This window comes from Gordonia amarae NBRC 15530, assembly GCF_000241345.1.
GTDB lineage: Bacteria > Actinomycetota > Actinomycetes > Mycobacteriales > Mycobacteriaceae > Gordonia > Gordonia amarae.
The window spans coordinates 143,104-158,267 of the sequence record NZ_BAED01000048.1; the positions used below are offsets into that span (position 1 = coordinate 143,104).

Below are 15,164 nucleotides of genomic sequence, written 5' to 3' on the forward strand. Positions count from 1 at the left end.
ATGGCAGACAAGTCCTTCCACGTGGAGGTCGTCTCCCCGGACCAGGAGCTGTACTCGGGTCAGGCGACCTTCGTGATCGCCCAGACCACGGTGGGTGAGCTCGGTGTCCTGGCGGGACACGAGCCTCTTCTCGGTGAGCTTGTGCCTGGCGGTTTCGTCGTCATCGTCGAGGAGAACGGCGACCGCAAGGCCGCTGCCGTCGAGGGTGGGTTCCTCTCGGTGACCGGTGAGCGGGTGACCATTCTCGCCGATACCGCGGAGTGGGCCGACGACGTCGACGTGGCCGCTCAGCGGTCGGCGCTCGAGTCGGCGGAGCCGGGCAGCGCGGAGTTCAACCACGCGCACGCCCTGCTGACGGCCGCGGAGAGCCTGCACAAGTAGACACGGCAGTAACGAAGCGATCGGCCATCCGAGATATCCCTCTCGGGTGGCCGATTTCTTATTTCCGGTGACGTGATCCGCCGGGACCGGGAAAGCACGCCCCTCGTTTTGTCACACCAGGTCCGGGGTGGCATTCTGTACAGCAAGCAAGGCCGGTCAGCGCCGATGACAGCCCATCATCGGTACCCGATCCCGGCCGCACACCTGGAGGTGCCGTCCCGGTGGATTTCGCCATCGTCGTGCTGATCGTGATGCTGCTCCTCGCAGCCGGAATGGCGATGGTCCTTGCGTACCGGATCACCAAACTGCGCAGCGTCGGAACCCCGTGCCTGCTACGCCCGATTCCGGCGGCCGCCGACGAGGGCTGGCGCCACGGAGTGCTGCAGTACAACGAGAACAGTGTCTCGTTCTATCGTTTGAGCACCCTGCGCCTGGGCGCCACTTTGACGCTGCTGCGGCAGACCACCGAGATCTGTGGCCGCAGGCGCCCGATCGGCACGGAGGCCGACATCCTCGAAGGGCTTGTCGTGCTCGAACTCGAACCCGGCGCCGACGGCCACGGGGGCGCCTTCGAACTGGCCATGAGTCAGGGGGCGGTCACCGCGTTCCAGTCGTGGATCGAAGCGAGGCAATCGGCTCGTTCGGAGCGCCGGCGCGCCTGAGTCGCGGCCGCATTACGCGCCCGGCCGGGGCCGTTCCCTGTCACCACCGGGAACCCATTTCACATCACCGTTGCCGTGTGGGGGAACAGCCGCCACGCGGGCGAGGATGAACAGCAGATCCGAGAGCCGGTTGAGGTACTTGGCCGGCAGCACACTGGTGGCCTCGGGGTCCGCGTCGACGGCCGCCCACGCGGAGCGTTCGGCCCTGCGCACGACTGTCCTGGCCTGATGCAGCAGCGCCGCCAGCGGTGAGCCGCCCGGCAGGATGAACGAATCCAGGTTGGGCAGGGGTTCGCCATAGGAATCGCACCACTGTTCCAGGGCGTCGATGTAGGACTGTTCGATGCGCAGCGGCGGGTACTCGGGGGCTTCGACCACCGGGGTGGCCAGGTCGGCGCCGGCGTCGAAGAGGTCGTTCTGGACGGTCCGCAGCACGGTGACGATGTCGGCGGGGATGTCGCCGGCCAGAGCGAGCGCCACGCCGAGCGTCGCGTTGGCCTCGTCGCAGTCCGCGTAGGCCACCACCCGGGGATCGGTCTTGGCGACCCGCGAGAAGTCGCTGAGACCGGTGGTCCCGTCGTCGCCGGTGCGGGTGTAGATGCGGGTCAGATGTACGGCCATGACTGCCAATCTATCCTGGCGTTCGGTCCGGTCCGGTGCTGACGGTTAAGGTGTGAGCGTGGCAGATCGGTTCTTGGTGAGCGGCGGTGCGCGGCTGGCGGGTGACGTGGTTGTGGGCGGCGCGAAGAACAGCGTCCTCAAATTGATGGCGGCGGCCCTTCTGGCCGAGGGCACCACCACGTTGACGAACAGTCCGGACATCGCGGACGTGCCCCTGATGGCCGACGTGCTGCGCGGCCTGGGCGCCGCGGTCTCGATCGACGGCGACACGGTGGTCATCGATTCGCCCGCCGAACCCAAGTATCACGCCGACTTCGACGCGGTGAAGCAGTTCCGGGCCTCGGTGTGTGTCCTGGGGCCGCTGATGGCGCGCTGCCGTCGTGCGGTGGTCGCGTTGCCCGGCGGTGATGCGATCGGTTCGCGGCCGCTGGACATGCATCAGGCCGGTCTGCGGGCGCTGGGCGCGCACAGTTCCATCGAGCACGGCTGCGTGGTGGCCTCGGCCGACACCTTGGTCGGGGCGGGCGTGGCGCTGGAGTTCCCGTCGGTGGGGGCCACCGAGAACATCCTGATGGCCGCGGTCCTGGCCGAGGGCATCACCACCATCGACAACGCCGCACGGGAACCCGAGATCATCGACCTGTGCGAGATGCTCGTGCAGATGGGCGCGAAGATCGAGGGCGCGGGTGCGTCGACGCTGACCGTCGAAGGGGTCGGCCGGCTGCATCCCACGACCCATCGGGTGGTGGGCGACCGGATCGTCGGTGCCACCTGGGGTATCGCCGCAGCGATGACCCGTGGTGATGTGACCGTGCACGGCGTCGCACCGGCGCATCTGCAGCTCGTCCTCAACAAACTTCGCGACACCGGCGCCGTGGTGGAGACCTTCGACGAGGGTTTCCGGGTGCGGGCCGACGCCCGGCCCAAGGCCGTGAACGTGTCGACCTTGCCGTTCCCGGGCTTTCCCACCGACCTGCAGCCGATGGCGATCGGGTTGGCGGCGGTGGCCGACGGGATGTCGCTGATCACCGAGAACGTGTTCGAGGCCCGGTTCCGGTTCGTCGAGGAGATGGTCCGGCTCGGTGCCGATGCGCGCACCGACGGTCACCACGCGGTGATCCGCGGCGTCGAGCAGCTCTCCAGCGCCCCGGTGTGGTGCTCGGACATCCGGGCCGGAGCCGGTCTCGTGCTGGGAGGCCTCGTGGCCGACGGCGTCACCGACGTCCATGACGTCGAACACATCGACCGCGGCTATCCCAGGTTCGAGGAGATCCTGCGCAGCCTCGGCGGTGAGATCGAGCGCGTTTCCGGCTAGCGGACAGCCCGGCGTGATGCCGGGCAGGTACCGGCGGCATTCGGGTGGGATGCCACCTGTCCTGATGGATAGTCTGTGCGCACAGACATATGAATGTGTGGACAGGTATCCGCGTGGAGATTAGCGTTCTCCTCTATGACGTCCACCACAACCACCACGGTCGCGATGCATATGAGTGACGGCATCGTGAACGCACCGGTGTCCTTCGCCTTCGCCGTCGTCGCGGTCGTGGCACTCGCGGCCTGCTGCTGGCGGGCCCGTGCCGATCTCGACGAGCGGGCCGTGCCGATGGCCGGACTGGTCGCTGCCTTCATCTTCGCGGTCCAGATGATCAACTTCCCGATCCTGCCCGGCGTCAGCGGGCACCTGCTCGGCGGTGCGCTGGCCGCGATCCTGGTAGGTCCCTACGTCGGGGCGTTGTGCATCGCGATCGTGCTGGTGGTGCAGTCGCTGCTGTTCGCCGACGGCGGGGTGTCGGCGCTGGGCACCAACATCACCAACATGGCGATCATCGCCACGTTCGTTGGCTACACGATTGCGATCGCCGGCCGGAGATTCCTGTCCGGGCGGTCGGGTGGACGTGGCCTGACGGTGGTCGCCTTCGTCTCGGCGCTCGTCGGGACGGTGTGCGCGGCAACCGGGTTCGTCATCGAGTACGCGATCGGTGGTGTGGGCGACTCGTCGCTGGCGACTGTCGCCGGCTACATGTGGGGCACCCACGCACTGATCGGGATCGGCGAGGGCCTCATCACCGCTGTGACGGTGACGGCGGTCGCAAACGCCCGGCCGGACCTGGTCTACCTGCTGCGTCCTACCCGTACCGCAGCCGCTTCTGCGAGCACGCGGGAGCCGGCGGCCGGAACCGAAGGAGTGCGGGCATGAGTATCACCGACAACACAGCGCACCGGAGCACCGCCACCGCGGCGGCACCGGGGAATCCCGCGACGGGCGGCTCGTGGGTCCGGCGTCACCGTTTCCTGCTGGCGTTCGGACTGGTCGCCCTGGTGATCGCGGGTGTCCTGTCCTACGCGGCCAGTTCCTCGCCGGACGGTCTGGACTCGGCAACACAGCGCGGCTGCGAGACCGTCGAGGTCAACGGTGCCGAGCAATTGCGCGGCAACTGCATCGCCCAGCACGCCGGCGACCACGCGATGGCCTCCTCACCGCTGGCCGACTACAGCGTGTCCGGGCTGGGTGACAATTCGGGCGGTGTCGCCGGCGTCATCGGGGTCGTCGTCACGGTGCTGGTGGCGGGCGGCTTGTTCTGGCTGCTGGCCCGCGGCCGGCGCAGCGGCGCGGGCAACTGACCGGGCGGGATCGCTGATGGGCGCCGGGCATGCACATCCGTTGTATCGGCAGGGCGACTCGCGTGTGCACCGCGCGCCGGCCGAGGCCAAGCTGGTGTGCCTGGTGGGCTTCGTCTTCGCCGTGGTGGCCACGCCGCGGGAGCTGTTCTGGCCCTACCTGGTGTTCGCGGCCATCCTCGTCACCGTCTGGGTGATCGCGCGGATTCCGCTGCGCTGGATCGCGCCGCGGATGCTCATCGAGGCGCCGTTCGTGGTGCTGGCCGTGCTGCTGCCGTTCGCCGAGGGCGGCGAGCGCACCGACGTGCTGGGCCTGTCACTGTCGGTGTCGGGGCTGTATGCCGCCTGGGGCATCCTCATCAAGGGCACGCTCGGTGTCGCCGCCTCCTTGACGTTCGCTGCCACCACCCGTGCCGACGAACTGCCGATCGCGCTGTCGCGGTTGGGACTTCCGGGGATGATCACCCAGATCCTGGTGATGATGCTGCGGTACATCGATCTGCTGTCGGTGCAGGTGGGCCGCCAGCGCATCGCCCGGATGGCACGTGGTGACGATCCGCGTTTCGCCCATCAGGCGGCGGCCATCGCCAAGGGAGTCGGGTCGTTGTTCATGCGGTCGTACGAGCGGGGCGAACGCGTCCACCTGGCGATGGCGTCGCGGGGGTTCACCGGCAGGGTCCCCGAGATTCCCGCGCTCATCACCAGCGCGAAGGCGACCGGCACGCAATGGCTGATCGTGACGGCCCCGGCGCTCACCGCCGCGGCCGTGTCGTTGATCGCGTGGGAACTGTGGTGAGGAGAGTCGATGATCTGGACTAAGCGGACGCGCACCGGTGCGACGGAGAAACAGGCGGCGCCGGCCGGGGTGCCGGGCGCACCGGCCATCGCGGTGCAAGAGCTGGGATTCGTCTATCCGGACGGACACGTCGCACTCGACGGCATCGACCTGACGGTGCGGGATGGGGAGCGGGTGGCCCTCCTCGGGCCGAACGGGGCGGGCAAGACCACCCTGATGCTGCACCTGAACGGGGTGCTCCGCGCGGGCTGCGGTGAGGTCGCGATCTCCGGGATCCCCATGGCCGACGACTCCGTACGGGATATCCGGCGGCGCGTCGGTCTGGTGTTCCAGGACCCCGACGACCAGTTGTTCATGCCGACCCTCGCCGAGGACGTCGCGTTCGGGCCCGCCAACTTCGGCGTCGAGGGCGACGAGCTGACGGCCAGGGTGACGCGGGCGCTCGAGGCGGTGTCGATGACGGCCCACGCCCACCGCAGCGCCACCCACCTGTCCGGAGGTCAGCGCCGACGCGGTGCGCTCGCGACCGTATTGGCCTGCCGCCCCGACATTCTGGTGCTCGACGAACCGTCGGCCAATCTCGATCCGCTGGCCCGCCGGGAGCTGGCCGAGACCCTGCTCGGACTGAGCACGACGATGCTCGTGGTCACCCACGACCTGCCGTACGCGGCCCAGTTGTGCGAGCGCGCCGTGGTGATCGACGCCGGGCGGATCGTCGCCGACGGTCCGATCCTGGACATTCTTTCCGATGAGGCGCTGCTGGCCCGGCACCGGCTGGAGTTGCCCTGGGGTATCGACGCCGAGAGTCTGCGTCGCGCACGCGCCGCGGGCGTGGGTTAGCCGCGAGCTAACTGACCATGCGGGCAGGTGTGTACCTGGCCGGTGAAGGCGCATGCAGATGTGAAGGGACGGTTTGTGTTTGAGTCTCTGGGAGTGCGGGTGTGATCCGCGTAACGTCGCTGGTGTCACCCCGTAGTCCCCTACTGCGCACTGCGCGAGGAGGTAGTCATGCAGGTAGATGAACTGCTGAAGCCGTTCCCCATCAAAGAGTTCCACCCCTTCCCGCGGGCCATGATGGGCCCGGGCGCCCACGAGATGATCGGCCCCGAGGCACTGAAGCTGGGCTTCAAGAAGACCCTCATCATGACCACCGGCCTGCGCGGCACGGACATCGTTCACAAGATCGCCGAGTCGTGCAAGTACCACGGCCTTGAGGTCGTGGTGTTCGACCAGGTCGAGTCCAACCCCAAGGACTACAACGTCATGGACGCTGTCGCCCTGTACAACTCGGAGAAGTGCGACTCGTTCATCTCCATCGGCGGCGGCTCGGCCCACGACGCCTGCAAGGGCGCCCGCATCTCCGTCGCCCACGACGGCCGCAGCATCAACGAGTTCGAGGGTTTCAACAAGAGCGAGAACCCGAAGAACCCGCCGCACATCGCCGTATCCACCACCGCCGGAACGGGTTCGGAGACCTCGTGGGCGTACGTCATCACCGACACCACCACCGACCCCGACAAGCCGCACAAGTACGTCGCCTTCGACGATGCCTCGGTGACCTCCCTCGCGATCGACGACCCGGTGCTGTACTACGAATGCCCGGTCGCCTTCACCGCGCAGTGCGGTTTCGACGTGCTGGCCCACGCCTCGGAGCCGTACGTGTCGCGGCTGAACTTCCAGCCGTCGCTGGGCAACGCGCTGCACGCCATCCGGCTCACCAACCGGCATCTGCGTGAGGCCACCTGGAACCCCACCGAGTTGGCCGGCCGCGAGGGCATGATGTACGCGCAGTACATCGCCGCGCAGGCGTTCAACTCGGGCGGCCTGGGCATCATCCACTCGATCAGCCACGCAGTGTCGGCGTTCTACGACACCCACCACGGCCTGAACAACGCGATCGCGCTGCCGCGGGTGTGGGCGTTCAACATGCCGGTCATGTATGAGCGCTTCGCCGACATCGCCGAGGTGATGGGCATCGACACCCATGGTCTGACCAAGGTGCAGGCCGCCGACCAGGCGCTCAACGCCGCGATCCGGCTGCTGCGCGATGTGGGCATCACCGAGAAGTTCACCGACATCACCCAGGACACCCACATCAAGAACCGCCTGGGCACCGGCCCGACCGCGTTCTACGCCAATCGCAAGGAGATCGACGGCGGCCCGGCCACCATCGACGCCATCACCAACCACGTGCTCGGCGACGCCTGCACGCCGGGCAACCCGAAGGAATGCACCTTCGAGACCGTCCGCCCGGTCGTCGATCACTGCTTCAACGGCGACCTGGACGAGCTGCTCACCTAAGACACCTCATCCCCTTCAGGTCCACGGGGTCCTCTCGTCACATTCGCCCGTGACGAGGTGAGCGGGTGGCGGACAATCGGTACACGTCCGCCGCCCGCCTTCCCCATATCCAGCACCGACACCGAGAGTCACAGAACCGGAGCACCACATGTCCGAGACGACCACAGCCGCGCCCGCGGCGACCACCGACGAGACCAGCGCCGCACCGGAACAGTTCGCCGACGTCGCCGACGTCATCGCGCAGTTCGCACAGGCGGGCTACCTGGCCGATCAGCGACTCGGCACGACCGTGTTCCTGCAGGGCAGGTTGGGTAAGCCGCTGCTGCTGGAGGGGCCGGCGGGGGTCGGTAAGACGGAGCTGGCCAAGACGCTGGCGGCCGTCACCGGACGCGAGTTGCTCCGCCTGCAGTGCTATGAGGGCCAGGACGAAACCACTGCCCTGTACGAGTGGGACTACGGCAAACAGTTGCTGTACACCCAGGTGCTGCGTGAGAAAATTTCGCAGGTGGTCGCCGACGTCGACACGCTGTCGGAGGCGGTGGACCGCATCGGCGCGGAGGAGAGCGTGTTCTTCTCCGAACGCTTCCTCGCACCCCGGCCGCTGCTGGAGGCGGTGCGCTCGGAGAAGCCGGTGGTGCTGCTCATCGACGAGGTCGACCGCGCCGATGAGGCTCTGGAGGCGGTGCTGCTGGAGTTGCTCGCCGAGTTCCAGGTGTCGGTTCCTGAGATCGGCACCTTCGTGGCCAAGCACGCGCCGCTGGTGATCCTCACCTCCAATAACACCCGTGATCTCTCGGCCGCCCTCAAACGCCGGTGCCTGCACCTGTCGCTGGACTACCCGGCCGCCGACCGTGAGCTGGAGATCATCAAGTCCAAGAACACCGGACTCTCGGATGCGCTGGCCGCCAAACTCGTTCAGATCGTGCGTGGTCTGCGCGACCTTGATCTGCGTAAGGCCCCGAGCATTTCGGAGGCCATCGACTGGGCACGCACCCTGGCTGTGCTCGGCGCGGACGAACTCGACGCCGAGATCCTCTCGCAGACAGCGAATGTGGTGGTCAAGTACGACCGAGACCTGGCGCGCGCGGTGGACGCGTTGCCGCGGCTGGTCGACCCGAACGCCGAGGTGCCGACCCACCTGCACTCCCACGACCACGGGCACTCCCACGATCACGGACATTCGCACGATCACGGACATTCGCACGACCACGACCACAACGATTCCGGCCGGGAGAAGCGGGCGTCGAAGGACGAGCCCGGCCGTCATGGCGACGACTACTACGGCGCGCCCGGCAACAGCAGCGACATCGGCAAGCGCACCGTCAGCGCGGGGCAGGGCAGCCGCTCCTTCGCCTCCCGTGGCGGCGGCGCCCGCAAGCGGCCGTTCTAGGAGCGGGGGATGGAAGGCGCGATTCACCGCTTCGTCCGGCTGCTGCGGCTGCACGGAATCCGGATCGGCGTGTCCGAGGCCATGGACGCGATGGCCGCCACGGCCGCCCCGGAGATCCTCGGCGACCGGGAGCTGCTCCGCTCCGCGCTCGAGGTGTGCCTGGTCAAGGACCGGCGCGACGAGGAGACATTCCACGACGTGTTCGACCGCTTCTTCCGGTTACGGCCGGTACTGGAAAGCGATGACGGACATGGTCATTCGCACACCCATGACGACCTGTCCGACACCGGCGACCTCAACGAGTACAGCCTTTCGGACGAGATCTCCCAGACACCGCAGCAGGGCCACAGCCACGGCCCGCCGTCGAACCTGAAGGACTACTTCGACCCGGAGGACCTGGCCGAGCAGTACAACCTGCACCAGGAGGCCAACAGGCTCGACATGGCCTCACTCACCGACGAGATCGTGCTGTCGGCCGACGAGGTCCCCAACTCCGAGGCCGCCGCCCGTGTCCAGCTCACCGTGTCCCGGCTGGCCAACCCGGGCAAGCCCGGCGAACTGGTGGCCGACGACCGGACCCGGCTCGACGTCGAGCTGTCGGTGGCGCAGGAGATGGCGCTGCTGAACTGGCTCGACGACGAGTCCGAGGACGTCTCCCAGCCCGATGTCGAGGAGATCGCCGCGCTGCGGCGCATCCTCGCCGGCCTGCTCGACGGCCTGCCGGAGAAGCTGCGCGATCACCTCGAGCAGCTCATGGCCAGCGACCACGAGATCGAGGAACGCGAGGTCAAGGCCGAGGTCCGTGACTTCATCCACGAACATGAACGCGCGAGCCTGGAGGATTCGATCCGCCGGCTGATCCGCAGCCTGCACGGGGCGCCGCGGTCACGGCGCAAGGTGGCCGCCCGCGGCTCGGTCGACGCCGCCCGCACGATGCGCGCCAACCTGCGCTACGACGGGGTGCCGTTCCGGCCGATCACCGTCGCCAAGGTCGAGGACCGGCCGAGTCTGCTGATCCTGGCGGACGTGTCGCTGTCGGTGCGGGCGGCGGCCCGGTTCACCCTGCAACTGGTGCACGGTCTGCAGTCGATGGTCTCGCACGTGCGCTCGTTCGCCTTCGTATCGGACCTCGTGGAGATCACCGACCTGTTCGCCGAACATCCGATCGAGGACGCGCTGTCGCTGGTGGTCAGCGGCCTGTCCAACGGCGGTGTGCTCGACACCTCGGCCGACTCCGACTACGGCTCGGCGCTGGGCGCATTCCTGGAGGAGTACGGCGGCGCGGTCAACCGGCGCACCACCGTGATCGTCCTCGGCGACGGCCGCGGCAATGGCGCAGACCCGAATTTCTCTGCGATGGAGGAGATTTCGCGCCGCGCCCGGGAGGTCATCTGGATCACGCCGGAGCCGTCCTATTCGTGGAAGCTCGGCTCGTGCGACCTGCCCGGCTACGCCGCGTACTGCGACCGGGTGCACATCATCCACGACCTGGCGGCGCTGGAGCAGGTGTCGGTGGATGCGATCAAGGTGTGATGGCGCAAGTCCACCTGCGCCTTTCCGCTTTGCAACGTCGCTGCATGACCCGTCGACGTAGTCTGGCTCACAGTGTCAGTGGATGAGGTTATCGAGCGGGTACCGCAGTCGCGGGCCGGGTTCACGGGTGGACCGGCGGCCCGCGATGTGGTGCGCGTGGCAAAGTTTCACACCCCCGAGGTGATCATCGGGCGTGGCTCCCTCGCCGAGATCCCGCGGGCGGCCGAGGGCCTCGGACTGAGTCGGCTCCTGATCGTGTCCGATCGCGGAATTATCGGTACCCCATGGTTTTCCGAACTGAGCGACCGGCTCAACTCGGCGGGCATCCACACGTCGTCGTTCACCGGGATCAGCCCCAACCCCCGCGCCGGTGAGGTGGTGGCCGGGCTCGAACGCTACGGCATGGCCCGCTGCGACGGCATCGTCGCGCTCGGCGGCGGATCGGTGATCGACGCGGCCAAGGGCGTCGCGATCCTGGCCGCCAACGGCGGGCACATCCTCGAGTACGAGGGCATCGACAAGGCGCGCAATCCGCTGCCGCCGCTGCTGGCCGCTCCCACCACCGCCGGCAGCGGCTCGGACGTGTCGCAGTTCTGCATCATCAACGACTCCGACCGCATGACCAAGGTGACGATCATCGGGCGTGGCCTGGTGCCCGACGTCTCGGTGATCGACCCGAGGGTGTTCGGCACCATGCCGCCGGAGGTGGCCGCGCAGTCCGGGATGGATGCGGTCTCGCACTGCGTCGAGGCATACGCTTCGCTGGCGCACACCCGGCTCACCGACGGCGCCGCGCTGGCCGCCATCGGCACGGCCTGGCGCAGCCTCGAACGGCTGGTCAACTCGCCGGGCGATCCCGACGCCGGGATGGATATGGCATACGCGGCGCTGCAGGCCGGAATGGCGTTCACCAACGCGATACTCGGGGCGACGCACGCGCTCAGCCACCCGGTCGGCGGCATGTGCGACGCCCCGCACGGGGCGATCAACGCGATCATCCTGCCGCACGTGATCCGCTTCAACGCGCAGACCGACCCGTCGCCCTACGTCGACCTGGCCCGGGCGATAGGTCTGCCCGAGTCCCCGACACCGCACGTGGCGGCGGAACGCTTCGCCGACGAGATGTCGCGGCTGACCCGTCGCGTCGGCCTTCCGGCCTCGCTGTCGGCGTTCGGGGTGCGGGCCGACGACATCGGGTCGCTGGTGGGCAACGCACTTGCCGACGCCTGCATGCGGACCAACCCGCGTACACCCACCGCGGCCGACGTCGCCGCCATGTATCGCGAGGCGCTGTAGCGATGGCCACCGTGACCAGGAGACAACCGCCCGAACCCTCGGGGTCTGACGGTCGGGTGCCAGACGATACCGAATGGCTGAACTCGCTGATCGGACTGCATTCGGTCAAGGGCGGCCACTACGCCCAATACCGGGGCGTCGAGCAGCGGCTGACCAGGGTCGTGGGTGCGCTCGACCGCATCTCACGGGCCCTGGTCGACACCGCGGAGGGGCCGGAGAATCTGGTGCTTTCGGTGGCCCGGGCGGTCAGCGAACACCTCGACGCCCAGTGGGTGGTCTTCGCCCTGTGCGATGGCGAGCTCGAACGCACCGGACCCCGGCACCTGATGATGTCGGCCGACGGCACCGTGTACGCCTTCGAGGGGGTGGCCAGCGCCCGGGTACCGAGCAACCTGCCCGACGACGTCCTCAACCGGCTCAACGACATCCTGCGCAGGCAGACCGACCGGCTCGAACGTCCCGTCGTCGACGAACACCACCTGCATCTGCCGCTGCAACTCGACGGCCGTGTCGTCGGTGGTCTGTCGGCATGGACCCGACAGGGCAATCCCGTCGACTCCGCCGACCTGGTGGTGATGCGGATCCTGGCCCGCCAGGCGGTGGTCGCGCTCCTCAACGCCGCGTTGCTGGAGGAGAGCAGACACCAGCTGGCCCGTGCGGAGGACGCGTACCGGCGAGTCAGTGAGCAGGCCGCGGTGCTGGCGGCGCGCAACGAGGATCTCGAACGCACCCAGCGCGAACTGTCGGCGGCGATGCGACAACGCCTGGTCACCGAAGAACGCGAGCGCATCGCCCGTGAGCTGCACGATTCGGTGACCCAGTCGGTGCTGTCGGCGGGTATGCAGATCGAGGTGTGCCGGGTCGAGTCGGATCCGGGCACCGCGGCCCGGCTGGAGGTTGCCGGGCGGCTCACGCGTCACGCGGTCGAGCAGTTGCGGTCGGTGATCTACGCGCTCAACCAGGCGCCGTCGGTGGGTGGGCTGAGCCTGGCCGAGATCCTGGACGAGCTGTGCTCGATGCACATGCCGGCCGACCTGCGGACCGAGGTAAAGGTGACGGGCCGGACCCGTGACCTGCCCGACGATGCCCAGCACGCCATCCTGCGGATCGCGGGGGAGGCGCTGTTCAACACCGCGGTGCACGCCGGGGCGACCCGCGCCAAAGTGGTGCTGACCTACGGTGAACGGGATGTGGCGCTGTCGGTCGACGACGACGGATCCGGCGATCCTGGTCACCTGCGGCGAGTGCTGCAGGCCGCCATGCTGGGCGACCTGGCCGGCAGGCATCGCGGGCTGGCGAATATGACGGCGCGGGCCGACGATCTGGGCGGCACGCTGCGGATCAGGCGTTCCCGCATGGGCGGAATCCGGATTGCTGTCGAATTGCCTGCCGAACCCGCCCGGCCGGCCCGTTCGCAGGAGGCGAGGCGATGACAATTTTTGGTGCGCAACACGGTGTTCCGCGGCGGACGGTTCCCCAGCCGGGCCGATCTGTCCAAGCGGGACGGCCCGTGCAGTCGGGACACACCGGTATTCGCACGATGCTGGTGGACGACCACGCGTTGCTGCGTGAGGGAATCCGGTCGCTGCTCGACCGGGAGCAGGCGATCTCGGTGGTCGGCGAGGCCGACTCGTTCGACGCCGCACTCGCCGAGATCGCCCGGTGCGAGCCGGACGTGGTGGTCGTCGACCTCAAGCTCAGCGCGGGCACCGAGTACGAGGGATTGCGCCTGGTCACCGAGCTGACCTCGCGCTACCCGAAGGTCGCCACGCTGGTGCTCACCACCTTCCTCGACGACGACCTGGTGGTGCGCGCGGTGAAGGCGGGCGCGCGCGGTTACGTGGTGAAGGACGTCGACACCACCGAACTGGTCCGTGCGATCCAGGCGGTGTGGGGCGGCGGCAGCGCGTTCGACGCGCGCAGCGCCGCGATCGTGCTGCGCACGGTATCGGGGGAGGCAGACGCTCCCGACGCCCTCACCGAACGCGAACGCGAAGTGTTGCGTCTGCTGGCAGATGGCATGTCCAACAAGGGAATCGGACAGAAGCTATTCATCTCCGAGTCGACCGTCAAGTTCCATATCCGCAACATCATCCGCAAGCTCGGGGTGTCCAAGCGCACCGACGCCGTCTACATCGCGAGCAAGCGCGGACTGATCTGAGCGGACGTGCCCCGGCGTCTGGACACGCGGGTCGCCTACTGACGTGGCGTGAGAACTAGCCACCCGCCGTGATCGGTGAAGATGTCGGCGCCGCCGTGATCGACCTTGCCGGCCCATCGCCGCAGGTCAACCTCGGTGAGCTGGAGCAGGTGCCCGAAGTGCTCGGTCGGCTCCTCCTCGAACGGCACCGCGATCACCACCCGCTGCCGGGCCACCCGCAGCGCCTCGTTGATCGCGGTCGTCGTGTCCTCGTCATCGAGGTGTTCGAGCAGGTGGATCAGGGTGACGGTGTCGACGTGGTTGTCGGGGTAGGGCAGTGCGCGCGCATCCGCGACTGCCGCGTCAACGGGGAGTTCAAGGCTTGCCGACGCCCTGGTGAGCAGGTCGATCGCGCCGGGTGAGATGTCGCAGGCGCGCACCGAGTGCCCGTCCCGGGCACAGGCGAGGGCGAAGAAGCCGAAGCAGCAGCCCACCTCGAGGACGTCGTCGCCGACGATCAGCGACCTGGCCCGCAGATGGACCGGGCTGAAAGGTGAACTGCCGTCGGCCAATTCGTCGACCGAGTTGGAGTAGTACGCACGCCAGGCTGCGTCGTCGCCGTCAGCGGAGGAGCGGATCATCTGCACCGCGGCGTCCTCGAACTGGTCCTGACCGTGCAGGACGCCGAGTTCGACCAGCTCCGACAGCGAGGACACCATCACCGAATCGGCGATGGTGTCCTCGGTAAAGGGGTGCGCGATCTCCACTCTGCCGGCGTCGCGGCGCCACAGGAGTTGCGCACTCGCCGAGAAACCCTGTTCGGCACCGGTCTTCGCCCTGACCAGCACTACTTGGCTGTCCGGCGCGGCCGTACCTGCGTTCACCATGGTCATCGGTCCAGCGTAGGTCGTGTGCGCACTCGCGGGTACTGGCCGAAAAGGCACTGTCCGACCGTGCCAAGCGTTCCGGAATTGCGGGGAATGACGCAGATCACATCCAAGCAATTCGGCCGGATTTCGGGATCAGTGCCACTCGCGCCGTCGATTGCAACCGCTCTACCTGCGTGAATGTAATACGACACCTGGAGTGACCTGGCGATTTGTACTGGCCGACATGATCGCGTAACTTTCTTCGAGTCAGAGCGACACGGGGCCGCCCCGGGGAGCCGGACCGGGACGAAAGTCCAGGTCAGGAGCCCACAGGGAAGACGGAACGAGTTCGCGACGACCACCTTAGATGTTTTCCGCGGTGTGCAGTGATGTGCACCGGGGTTCGGGGTGGGCCGAGCAGGTTCGGCCGGCGGGATCCGGGTGACCGGGTTTGCGGCCGGGGATCGGGTTTGCTAGGCTGGTGGAGTTGCCCCGGAGAGGGTGGCAAATTCCAAAACTGAGCTTGTGCTCGCTGAAGTTCGCCGGCTGTGTTGCT

Annotated in this window: 15 protein-coding genes; 13 read left to right on the top strand and 2 right to left on the bottom strand. The window is 67.9% G+C overall.

The window, feature by feature from the left end:
• Both GOAMR_RS13850 and GOAMR_RS13855 read left to right on the top strand, forming a co-directional pair.
• Positions 1-381: a F0F1 ATP synthase subunit epsilon gene (locus GOAMR_RS13850; protein WP_005188788.1), complete on the top strand. Its 381-nt coding sequence runs from the start codon at positions 1-3 to the stop codon at positions 379-381.
• Between the two features lie 221 nt (positions 382-602).
• On the top strand, positions 603-1,043 hold the full coding sequence (locus tag GOAMR_RS13855; protein ID WP_005188790.1) for a DUF2550 domain-containing protein: 441 nt from the start codon (positions 603-605) through the stop codon (positions 1,041-1,043).
• A 12-nt stretch (positions 1,044-1,055) separates the two neighbouring features.
• Here the strand turns inward: GOAMR_RS13855 and GOAMR_RS13860 are convergent, their stop codons facing one another.
• Entirely contained in the window at positions 1,056-1,664 is a 609-nt protein-coding gene (locus GOAMR_RS13860) for a cob(I)yrinic acid a,c-diamide adenosyltransferase (RefSeq protein ID WP_005188791.1), read from the bottom strand.
• Positions 1,665-1,722: 58 nt separating this feature from the next.
• Here GOAMR_RS13860 and murA point away from each other — a divergent pair, with 58 nt between their 5' ends.
• From murA to GOAMR_RS13915, 11 genes are all read left to right on the top strand, one after another.
• Positions 1,723-2,979 carry a UDP-N-acetylglucosamine 1-carboxyvinyltransferase gene (murA, locus tag GOAMR_RS13865; protein WP_040515310.1) on the top strand — a complete coding sequence of 419 codons (1,257 nt, stop codon included), beginning with the start codon at positions 1,723-1,725 and terminating at the stop codon, positions 2,977-2,979.
• A 135-nt stretch (positions 2,980-3,114) separates the two neighbouring features.
• Complete coding sequence (locus GOAMR_RS13870) at positions 3,115-3,861, top strand: energy-coupling factor ABC transporter permease (protein WP_005188796.1); 747 nt, start codon at positions 3,115-3,117, stop codon at positions 3,859-3,861.
• Entirely contained in the window at positions 3,858-4,286 is a 429-nt protein-coding gene (locus GOAMR_RS13875; RefSeq protein WP_005188798.1) for a PDGLE domain-containing protein, read from the top strand. Before GOAMR_RS13870 ends, GOAMR_RS13875 begins: the two co-directional genes overlap by 4 nt.
• A 16-nt stretch (positions 4,287-4,302) precedes the next feature.
• Complete coding sequence (gene cbiQ, locus GOAMR_RS13880; RefSeq protein ID WP_005188801.1) at positions 4,303-5,079, top strand: cobalt ECF transporter T component CbiQ; 777 nt, start codon at positions 4,303-4,305, stop codon at positions 5,077-5,079.
• A 9-nt stretch (positions 5,080-5,088) separates the two neighbouring features.
• Positions 5,089-5,919 (top strand): energy-coupling factor ABC transporter ATP-binding protein, encoded by an 831-nt coding sequence (locus tag GOAMR_RS13885; RefSeq protein ID WP_005188805.1) that lies wholly within the window; start codon positions 5,089-5,091, stop codon positions 5,917-5,919.
• A gap of 168 nt (positions 5,920-6,087) precedes the next feature.
• Positions 6,088-7,380 (top strand): NDMA-dependent methanol dehydrogenase, encoded by a 1,293-nt coding sequence (gene mdo / locus GOAMR_RS13890; protein WP_005188808.1) that lies wholly within the window; start codon positions 6,088-6,090, stop codon positions 7,378-7,380.
• 148 nt (positions 7,381-7,528) lie between these two features.
• Positions 7,529-8,770 carry an AAA family ATPase gene (locus tag GOAMR_RS13895; protein ID WP_005188810.1) on the top strand — a complete coding sequence of 414 codons (1,242 nt, stop codon included), beginning with the start codon at positions 7,529-7,531 and terminating at the stop codon, positions 8,768-8,770.
• Between the two features lie 9 nt (positions 8,771-8,779).
• A complete protein-coding gene (locus GOAMR_RS13900; RefSeq protein WP_005188812.1) occupies positions 8,780-10,303 on the top strand; it encodes a VWA domain-containing protein in 1,524 nt (507 codons plus the stop codon).
• Positions 10,304-10,375: 72 nt separating this feature from the next.
• Positions 10,376-11,599 carry an iron-containing alcohol dehydrogenase gene (locus GOAMR_RS13905; RefSeq protein ID WP_005188815.1) on the top strand — a complete coding sequence of 408 codons (1,224 nt, stop codon included), beginning with the start codon at positions 10,376-10,378 and terminating at the stop codon, positions 11,597-11,599.
• Between the two features lie 56 nt (positions 11,600-11,655).
• Positions 11,656-13,032 (top strand): MadS family sensor histidine kinase, encoded by a 1,377-nt coding sequence (locus GOAMR_RS13910; protein ID WP_005188817.1) that lies wholly within the window; start codon positions 11,656-11,658, stop codon positions 13,030-13,032.
• A 107-nt stretch (positions 13,033-13,139) separates the two neighbouring features.
• A complete protein-coding gene (locus GOAMR_RS13915) occupies positions 13,140-13,760 on the top strand; it encodes a MadR family response regulator transcription factor (RefSeq protein WP_050942731.1) in 621 nt (206 codons plus the stop codon).
• A gap of 35 nt (positions 13,761-13,795) precedes the next feature.
• Here the strand turns inward: GOAMR_RS13915 and mftM are convergent, their stop codons facing one another.
• Complete coding sequence (gene mftM / locus GOAMR_RS13920; RefSeq protein WP_005188822.1) at positions 13,796-14,632, bottom strand: mycofactocin oligosaccharide methyltransferase MftM; 837 nt, start codon at positions 14,630-14,632, stop codon at positions 13,796-13,798.
• Positions 14,633-15,164 lie beyond the last annotated feature (532 nt).